The 8,449-nt window shown below is 56.8% G+C and carries 12 protein-coding genes; all 12 read left to right on the top strand.

Translation table 11 applies throughout. The annotated features are described in order from the left end of the window. Positions 1 to 370 (top strand): hypothetical protein (locus tag HMPREF3039_RS01610; protein ID WP_167506689.1); only part of this gene is annotated, 370 nt, incomplete at its 5' end. Next, positions 345 to 1,457 carry a phage protease gene (locus HMPREF3039_RS01605; protein WP_067571816.1) on the top strand — a complete coding sequence of 371 codons (1,113 nt, stop codon included), beginning with the start codon at positions 345 to 347 and terminating at the stop codon, positions 1,455 to 1,457. The genes HMPREF3039_RS01610 and HMPREF3039_RS01605, both read left to right, overlap by 26 nt. Before the next feature lie 21 nt (positions 1,458 to 1,478). Continuing rightward, a complete protein-coding gene (locus tag HMPREF3039_RS01600; protein WP_067571814.1) occupies positions 1,479 to 1,907 on the top strand; it encodes a hypothetical protein in 429 nt (142 codons plus the stop codon). Positions 1,908 to 2,226: 319 nt separating this feature from the next. Continuing rightward, positions 2,227 to 2,865: a hypothetical protein gene (locus tag HMPREF3039_RS01595; RefSeq protein ID WP_067571812.1), complete on the top strand. Its 639-nt coding sequence runs from the start codon at positions 2,227 to 2,229 to the stop codon at positions 2,863 to 2,865. A 22-nt stretch (positions 2,866 to 2,887) separates the two neighbouring features. Then, positions 2,888 to 3,364: a hypothetical protein gene (locus tag HMPREF3039_RS01590; protein WP_067571804.1), complete on the top strand. Its 477-nt coding sequence runs from the start codon at positions 2,888 to 2,890 to the stop codon at positions 3,362 to 3,364. Next, positions 3,361 to 4,497 (top strand): hypothetical protein, encoded by a 1,137-nt coding sequence (locus HMPREF3039_RS01585; protein WP_067571802.1) that lies wholly within the window; start codon positions 3,361 to 3,363, stop codon positions 4,495 to 4,497. The genes HMPREF3039_RS01590 and HMPREF3039_RS01585 overlap by 4 nt, the downstream gene beginning before the upstream one ends. Continuing rightward, the gene (locus HMPREF3039_RS01580) at positions 4,488 to 5,165 is read left to right on the top strand and encodes a hypothetical protein (RefSeq protein WP_067571800.1); all 678 of its coding nucleotides are present in this window, start codon (positions 4,488 to 4,490) and stop codon (positions 5,163 to 5,165) included. Before HMPREF3039_RS01585 ends, HMPREF3039_RS01580 begins: the two co-directional genes overlap by 10 nt. Further along, complete coding sequence (locus tag HMPREF3039_RS01575) at positions 5,149 to 5,679, top strand: hypothetical protein (RefSeq protein ID WP_067571798.1); 531 nt, start codon at positions 5,149 to 5,151, stop codon at positions 5,677 to 5,679. Before HMPREF3039_RS01580 ends, HMPREF3039_RS01575 begins: the two co-directional genes overlap by 17 nt. After that, positions 5,657 to 5,863, top strand: coding sequence for a hypothetical protein (locus HMPREF3039_RS13460; protein ID WP_147550046.1), 207 nt, complete (start codon positions 5,657 to 5,659; stop codon positions 5,861 to 5,863). Before HMPREF3039_RS01575 ends, HMPREF3039_RS13460 begins: the two co-directional genes overlap by 23 nt. Next, complete coding sequence (locus tag HMPREF3039_RS01570) at positions 5,860 to 6,045, top strand: hypothetical protein (RefSeq protein ID WP_067571796.1); 186 nt, start codon at positions 5,860 to 5,862, stop codon at positions 6,043 to 6,045. Before HMPREF3039_RS13460 ends, HMPREF3039_RS01570 begins: the two co-directional genes overlap by 4 nt. 250 nt (positions 6,046 to 6,295) lie before the next feature. Beyond that, positions 6,296 to 6,715 (top strand): hypothetical protein, encoded by a 420-nt coding sequence (locus tag HMPREF3039_RS01565; protein WP_147549671.1) that lies wholly within the window; start codon positions 6,296 to 6,298, stop codon positions 6,713 to 6,715. 108 nt (positions 6,716 to 6,823) lie between these two features. Next, on the top strand, positions 6,824 to 8,401 hold the full coding sequence (locus HMPREF3039_RS01560) for a hypothetical protein (protein WP_156473587.1): 1,578 nt from the start codon (positions 6,824 to 6,826) through the stop codon (positions 8,399 to 8,401). Positions 8,402 to 8,449: the final 48 nt, after the last annotated feature.

The raw sequence follows: 8,449 nt of genomic DNA, 5'->3' as shown, positions 1-8,449 counted from the left end.
GGTGGTCTCTGCGGTCTGCAGTAAAGTAGCGGAATCGTTCAATGCCTGTGTCAGTCCTCTTGTACTGGGAGAGGCCGAGCCGCTGGCCCGCCTCCAAATCACCTTTGACACCGTTCAGACACCGCTGCAAAAAGCAGAGGAAATCGCTACGCTGGCGGATGGCGGTGTACGACTGGAAAAAACCGAGATAGAGGAAAAGCTCGGCATGGCCGTCGAAGACACTCGGGCGAATGATCCGTCCCTCGCCGCCGCCAATAGGGATAGCGCCGGGCCAGAAGCGCCTCCCGACGCCTTTGAGCAGTTGCAGCAACTTATCAACAATGTTCTCCTGAAAGGATTTTACGATGATCAGTACGAAACAAATCAATGATTTAAGCAATCCGCAGAACGGATGGTACCATATCGAGAAGTCCGGAGACCACGATGTTGACTACGGGGAAGGAAAGGCTGTCCTCCGCATCGGCGAAGATGAAATCAACCGGATGGTCGCCGAGTTTAACTCCCGGACTTTTGACGGGCCGGGCATGCTTATTGATGGCGACCATCTGAGCCACGACATGACCAGGGACACGCGCGCCCTCGGCTGGCTGAAAAAGCTGGACACCTACCGGGATCCGTCCGGCAGCCTGGAATTGTACGGATTTATCGAGTGGACTCCGCGAGGATTGCAAATGCTTATTGATAAGGAGTACACGCAATCATCTACCGAGTATATGGACGGCATGACCTTTAAGGACGGCATCTACACACCCAGCCGCCTGACCGGGTTTGCTCTTACCAACCGTCCGCGCATCAAGGGCAAGCGCCCCTTGATCAACCGAGAGACTTCCCCCAGCCCCAGTAGTGGCGGGGACGAAAAACAAAGCCCCGAAGAGGGGGAAAACAACCAAGACACAACCATGAAAGAAAACGCCGAAGAATACCCGGCGAAGGAAATGGACCGGGCACAGAGAGCCCTGCTTCACTCCCTGCTTGACAAGTTGGACGTCGAATTCGACGGCACCGACGAAATGTCCAGGGATATCCTCCGCCGCGTGGACGAACTTCTTGATCTGGAAAAGAGAGAGAAGAACGCCGTGAACGCCGAAGTGGACGAAGCCGTCAGCACGTATGAAAACGCACTGGACGAAGAAGAACGCAAGGAATTTACGGAAGAACGCCGGGAAGAGTTGAAAAACTCTCTCCGGGAAAGCCCCGCCGCACTGAATGCCTTTGTCAAGGCGCTCAACCGTCAGACACCCCCCGAGCATCAGAAGCAGACGGAAAGAAAGGAATTGCCGAAAAGGACGCCTCTGAACCGCCGCACGACTCAGAATCCGCCCAACCCGTTCCGCCAGAAGGAATCCATTGACGGATTCCAGAATCGCGTGGACGAGCTGATGAAAGACGGCATGAATCGATACGACGCGTTCCAAAAAGCCACCGAGGAAGGCTACATCGTAGCCTCCGCACGATAACTCCCAACCTGATACAAACCAATGCCATCACTCAACGTAACACAAAAAAGCGCCATCGTCTATTTCAACACCCCGGAAGGTGTTGACCTGTGCGGACAGGAAGGAACCGTCGTAGCGCTGACAGCCAACCCGGACATTCCCGAGTTTATCGGTACGCCTCTGTCCGCCATCCCCACGCAGACGCAGCTGCTCGGCGTGGTCCTGCAAGGGCAGCCCAACCAGGGGACCTGCGTCGCCGCACTCGTCGGCATGTATGCCGGCCTGATCAAGGCGGCTCTCTCCGACACGCCCGGCACGATCAATGCCGGCACGCCCGTCACCATCACGGCCAACGGGACATGGAAGGCCGCCGCCAGCGGCGAAACCGTCTATGCCCGCGTCATTCACGCCCAGTGGGAGCAAGGCATGGTGGAAATCGGCTTCGTGCCCTCCTACCAGGCTGCCTCCTGATATTACAACCTAATCAACAGAAAGACCAACAACAAGGGCTACTCCATTTTGCTCCGCTGTCCAGTTCACCGATGTCCTGACCGCCTATTCCGCGGGTTCCGGGAACACCGAAGAGAACTCCATCATCAGCCGTATTGCGCCGATCGTCCCGGTTTACGACCTCAATTTCCAATACAAGGTCTGGGACACCGAATCGGCCTTCACCGTCCAGCCCATCGAGGTTGGAGCGGGCGAACCTCCCCGCCAGACCGTCCTGAACGGCAGAAACGAAACCGACACCCTCCGGGGCTACGGACTGACGCTGCCCATCCCGGACGCATTGCTGGGCGTCAACCGGGAAAAGGCGCAGGCCATCACCCTGGCGGAATACAAGCTCATCGAATCCCAGTTTGTGACCTCTTACGAGTATGAACGAGCCAAGATGATCATGAGCCAGCTTCCGGCAGCTTCCGGAATGGGCGATTGGGCCAACGAACAGAAAAACCCGCTGGCAGACTTGGACAAGGCCATCCTGTCCATCAACGCAGCTACCGGACATATGCCGAACACAATCGTCTTCGGCATTAACGCCTGGCAGCTTCTGCGAGCCAACCCCATCGCCCGTCAGGTGGTGTCGTTCAACAGCGTCGGCCTCTTCAATGAAGATTTGCTTCGCAATGCTTTGATTCGCCCCATCAGGGACATCTACATCGCCTCCATGCCCTACCGCGACGCTTCCGGTGACGCGAAGACCATCATGGAAAACGAAGTATATGTCTTGTACAAGGAAGACTCCCCGACTCAGTTCGACGCCTCCGCCATCAAGACCTTCGGGCTATCCGGCAAACTGCGTCGCGAAGTCATCACGGAATATAAGCCGACGCCGGCGCTGACGCTGGTCACCAACCGCGTCTACTCGCTGACCAAGCTGACCAACCCCGGAGCCATCGTCCGCATCGACGCAACGGCTACCGCCTAATCCCCGCCAACCCGCCTCCATCATGTCCGCCTTTCCCGCCTGGTCCACGATTACCACGGACGAAGCTGACCGTCTGCTCGGCCTCAACACCGCGGAGCGTGACGCCCTGGTCACAGCCGGGGAACAGCGCAGCCTGGGCTATCAGGATGTCATGATGGAGGTGGTCAACGATGTATGCATGACCATCCGCGGGGCGTTGGCCAATAACCTCGCCCTGCGGCAATCCCTCCAAAATAGCGGACCTTACGACATCCCTCAGAGCATGCGCTCCCTGGCATGGCCGCTGATCATCCGGCAGCTTTATCTGCGCTACCAAATCAACCTGACCGAGACGCGCCAAAAGGCCGCCGAATCGGCGGACGCGATGCTGGCCCTTTACGCCAGAGGCGACATGCTGCCGGAAAGCGTGGACGGCTCCGCGCCGGCGGACCCCGCCTACATGATGCCGCGCTACACGCGCCGTCCCTGGTTCAACCCCATGCGAAGCACCTACCGATGATAACCGCCGCACAGAGAGAGCTGATCGCCAATGACTACGCCGAGCGTGCCTTTTTCGTGTCCGGCGTAGAACCCGGCGTCATCCTTTCTGACTTTGAGGACAAGTTCGGCAAGGTAGCCTCGGGTGCCTTGAGCTACGAAGAAGCGCAGCAGGCCATCCGCGAAACCCTGCGCCGGCAGGGCTACCGGCCTCCGGCGACGGGGCAGGGAGGCATTCAGGACTTATCCTCCTGGCTCCGCATCCAGGTAGTGATGGAAACCAACGCAGCCATGGCCCACGGCTACCGCAACTGGTACAACTGGACGCAGGACAACGACACGGGCGTCTTCAAATTTTACCGCTCCCAAGGCCGGGAAGACCCGCGCTACTGGGCTGAACGCTGGAACCGGGCCCGGGTGGGGCTGGAAGACGAAGCGACCGAAGCAGTGTCCTCCGGCTTCATCCGCGGCGAAACCGTCGGCTATGCCCTGGCGGCCTCCGACATCTGGATCCGTCTCTCGCGGTTTGGAACGCCTTACCCTCCCTTTGATTACCTATCCGGGATGAATATTGCTCCCGTCGGGGCCGAAGAAGCTCGCGCGGCCGGCCTGGACGTTTCCCGCGTCCGTTCCGCTCCCGCCAGCTTCAACGCCACACTGGAAAGCAATGCCGTGGGTGTCACGAACGCCAACGCGGATAAAATCCGCCGCATCCTGAAAGACGCCGTGCGCATCGAGAGTGAGAAAGACGGCAATACCACTTTCACATATACGGACCCCAACGGCACACGGCCCTATACAGACGCCGAGCTGGCGGAGGTCTTCACCGGGGATTTCCCGGAAGAGATCCCCTTGCGTCAGGCCCAGGCCTTCCAACTGGCGGTAGCCGGCGGCGCCGTGGCTGGTACGCTGGCATCCCTTTACCTCGAACGCCTGCTGGACCGCTTGGCCTCCGAGCCGGAAGGCGTCTGGTACGGGCGCCCCTCAGATGTGGCCTCCGCTTCCTCCCGCCAGTACATCCCAGTTTCGCAAAAGAAAGAAGGAGAATTTACCTATCCCATTACCTCCGGGCACGTTAGGAAAGTGGAAGACGTCGCCGGCGCTCTCAGCGTGGAAGTGCCAACCCCTTACGTTTTACCCGTCAAATGGCTGTAACCGTCCACATTGACCAGTCCGCGATTGACCGGGCGTTTGCCGAGATGAATCCGTCCGCGGCCCGGCACAAAACCGCCATCCGCAAAGCAGGCGTCGCCTTGAGTCTCCTGATCCAGAAGACCTTGAGGCAGCAGGGCAAAGACTACTACGACGCCGCGGCGGACGCCACCGGCATGGAAGAAACCGCCGAAGGCGTCAGCGTTTCTATCGCGTGGCGCGGCATCGGCCTGCACTGGATCGGTACGCAGGACTATCTGGGGGGCCCGCTGCGGCCCACCGGCCGCACCTCGGAAATCACCGGCAAGCCGATTCAGAACCTCGCCATCCCCACCCGCAACGCCCCTCGCGGGCATGGCGGAGCACGGAGCATCTACAGCGCGGGCTTCCGCAAAGACGACCTGCAGTTTATCCCGTCCAAAAACGGAGGACGCAACGGCAATGTAACCGGCGTCCTGATCCTCAAGACAGCCCAGTCCTCCACCGGCAAGAAAGCAGCGAGGAAGCTTTTCAAGAAAGGCACAAAGGCCGGAGACGTGCTCTACGTCCTGTGCCGGGAAGTCACGATTGCTCCTACGCCCGGCATCCTGCCGACAATGGACCAGATGGCGCAGCGTGTCGCCGAAACCTATCTCACCCAAATCGGAAACAATCATGATACCCTCCATTGACCAATCCATGTGCCGGCTCATCATTGACCGATTGAAGAGCCGCCAGGAATTGACCTGCCACATCTTTGAAAAGCCCTTTGATCCGCAGTACGCCGCCAATCACATCATCATGTCGGCGATGGGCAACAACGGTGTGGTGCTGGTGTGTCCTGGAGACACGGAAGAATACCAGGACGGCCACGGACAGACGGAAGCGCCGACCATGTGGAGACAGTATTTCATTATTGCCGCCATCTATCACAACGCCGCTCTTTTTCCCCCGGAATGCCTGACGCCCGATTACTATCTTCGGGCCGTGGGCGATGTGGTTGAAGAAGCCCTGTGGAAATGGAACCCTCTCCCTTTCCCCGCACCCGCCATGATGAAACCCAAAATCAAGGGCCGATACGCCTCGTCAGGAATCATTGACGGCGAGAAGCGGCAAATGAACGTCTTGACCGTGGACTACCGCGTCCCGGTTAACATCAACATGAGAACCAAACCGGAATTCTATGAGCAGAACACCAAAAACTAAGCAGAAGGCAGACCAGGCGGACATGACGAAAACCACGGACATGGTGTCCGTCCGCGTCGTCTGCACAAAGGCGGAACTGGATGGGGGGCTGGTCATCAGCCTCTCCATGAAAACCGATACCCCGGAACTTCCCGCGCCCGTCGCGGAAGCATTGAAAACCCTCAACCTGATTGAAATCAAATGAGCAAAACAACCACCGAACCGGACAAAAAGACGGAGCAGGCCCCCGTCATTGATACCAACGTCATCATCCTGAAGAAAACCCGCATAGGAAACTCCATTTTCTTGCCAAAAGCCAGAATATCTGTTACGAAGGCTTTAGCTGAAAAGCTGGAAGCCGACGGCAAAGCATCCATCATCTATTAAACGATTACAAGCATCAGGCCACCTAATACTTACGACCCTACTTACAGCAATCGCAATGTGACGCCGCAAATTACCGGCGTTCTGGCGATTTTCCTCCCTGACGGCATCAAGGTAACTGAAGAAGGCGGTGCCTCTTACGTCACCGGACCTTATCAATTTCCGGAGCCTCCTTCCGCCCCCCCCCGTCGATCCTACGGCCGGACCTGAATTTCCTTGGGTAAGCTTTGGCTTGCTCGGTGCTTTTCAGTCTGTGGCAACGCAGGTTGAAGGGGAGGTTACCCGCTTTTGTGGCGGCGTACTGGGGTACCGCGTCCAGCGCAAGAATACCACCACTGGCAAGCGCATGACGTTTACCACGCCCGACATGTCTCCGGAGTATTTCCAGCTTTCCTTTGCGTTGGGAGGTGCTCCCGCCAATGGAAAAGAGGCTACGGCCATTGGACACGGAGGCGATAATAAAATCGAGGGATATCTGCAGATGTGGTATCAAAACGATGTTGGCGACATTTACCTTGCCTATATCGGGCATGGCGCTTTGCGCCTTCTGCAAGACCCGGAACACACCACCGCGGTGGCATCCGCCCAGTTTGAGTTTGAGATGGATTATAAGGGCCAGTACCAGGCCACGCCATCCAATATCCAGGACGTGGCGACCACTCCGGCATCCTAATCAATCAACCCAGGGGCGCATCTGCGCCCCACAACCCGTCTTCATCATACCAGGCAGCAGGCAGGCACATATGATATACGGACAGTCACAGGGCTCAACCAGTCCCTCGTGATCCGTATTCTGGACTTCCATGGCGACCCAGTTGATATGACAGGGGTGACGCTTCGGGGGGCTATCCGTCTCAAAAGCGGCATCACGGAATTTGGATATTCCACGGATGATGACGGCAATGGCGTGATCTCCTGGGAATCTGTCCCTCCCGGCGCCTGGGCCTACGATGTTTTTATGGACAGAAATGGAGATGAATCTCCCCTTCTGCGCGGATGTTTCGTTTCAGCCGGACGCGTGACTCCTGACTTGCCTGGCGAAAAACAAGCGATTGCCGGCGCCGTCATTGTCAATCTGCCCGATGGAAACGGATGCGTCAACGTACTGTTGGGAGGAGACTCCTCTGCCGCCTATTACGCGGAGCAGGCCAAAGAGGCCAGCAACGAAGCTCAACAGTCCAAGGAAGACAGCCAGAAGGCGGCGGAAAACGCCGGCCAATCCGCAGAATCCGCAGAAGATGCTGCCAAACGGGCCGAAGACGTTCTTGCTGCTATGCCTGAAATAGATGCCGAGGGCAATATGACCCTCCAGGGCAATCTGGCGGCCAAAGGAGCTGTGTTTACCGAGCTAGTTACATGCGGAAAAGGGCTTTCTCTTCCCGGCGGGGAGAGAATTACATTAAGTAATGGGGGAGCAACAATTTTCGCAAATGAAAACAACGCTACCATACGCGTCCCCTCCCTTGCTTCTGCAGGAGAAATATCCGGCAATGCCGTAAATTGTAACAGGGTTGCTGCTTCTACTTTATCCATCAGCACGGCGGCTACTTTTGGAGGCACGATTAACGCCAACGGGGGTGTCAATATTCCAGTAGTGCCATCCACTGACACGGAGGCGGCCAGATACAAGGAGGTACAACTACTCAATGAAATGGAGTTTTCTCCCTTGAGAACCTATTTCAATTCTTCCAATCCTTTTTCCTGGGGAATACTTGTGGACCGGTTTTGGTGGGCTGCCGGGCGAGACAACATGCCGGCATGGACTGTGGTCACGGCTGATTTTAATATGATCAATCTCGACAATAACAATACAGCTTACGACGGCTTGACCAGTTGTTATTTTCCGATGTCCTGCGGCTTGGGGTATGGCCGGTGTTTTGATTCGATCGCCATAGGCAATACTTCTTTCAATGCGGATTACGCGAGCCTGGATGATGATCCCTTTGCCACGCCCGCAGGTTACATGCGATACTGGGTCGATATACAGATTGGCCGTCCGGCCAATGGCCAATGTGCCGTGTCTGTCCGCATGTCCCGGTGGGATCAAGTGTCCGGTACTGTTATCAATACGGTTAACCAAATGTCTGTTCCTGACAGCCTTGCCTTGCGGGGAGTGGCTTTGTCCATGACCAGTAAGCATTCTGGTGTCTGGCTGGTTGGGTTTGATAAAAGCGCCGGGCGTCTTGTTTCCTACAAGATTCTACCGGAGACATTTACGTTGGATTCTTATAACAGAGCGATGTCCAGCAGGCTGTCACTGGCAAAGACGGCGGGACATTGTTCTGTCGGGGTGCATGCACCCAATTATTATGGAGGAACTATCGTTGGTGAATGGTGCGAACTGATCCAGAGAAATTAACCGATTAACAATTATGGATAATACCCAAATACAGATACAGTTTCCTTC

The sequence above is a fragment of the Akkermansia sp. KLE1798 genome (assembly GCF_001580195.1).
GTDB classification, from domain to species: Bacteria; Verrucomicrobiota; Verrucomicrobiia; order Verrucomicrobiales; family Akkermansiaceae; genus Akkermansia; species Akkermansia biwaensis.
This window is presented reverse-complemented; position numbering and strand designations above follow the sequence as displayed.

Coding starts and splice junctions, on each gene's coding strand:
- HMPREF3039_RS01605 (WP_067571816.1), top strand. CDS start 345: ATGATCAGTACGAAACAAATCAATGATTTAAGCAATCCGCAGAACGGA.
- HMPREF3039_RS01600 (WP_067571814.1), top strand. CDS start 1,479: ATGCCATCACTCAACGTAACACAAAAAAGCGCCATCGTCTATTTCAAC.
- HMPREF3039_RS01590 (WP_067571804.1), top strand. CDS start 2,888: ATGTCCGCCTTTCCCGCCTGGTCCACGATTACCACGGACGAAGCTGAC.
- HMPREF3039_RS01585 (WP_067571802.1), top strand. CDS start 3,361: ATGATAACCGCCGCACAGAGAGAGCTGATCGCCAATGACTACGCCGAG.
- HMPREF3039_RS01580 (WP_067571800.1), top strand. CDS start 4,488: ATGGCTGTAACCGTCCACATTGACCAGTCCGCGATTGACCGGGCGTTT.
- HMPREF3039_RS01575 (WP_067571798.1), top strand. CDS start 5,149: ATGATACCCTCCATTGACCAATCCATGTGCCGGCTCATCATTGACCGA.
- HMPREF3039_RS13460 (WP_147550046.1), top strand. CDS start 5,657: ATGAGCAGAACACCAAAAACTAAGCAGAAGGCAGACCAGGCGGACATG.
- HMPREF3039_RS01570 (WP_067571796.1), top strand. CDS start 5,860: ATGAGCAAAACAACCACCGAACCGGACAAAAAGACGGAGCAGGCCCCC.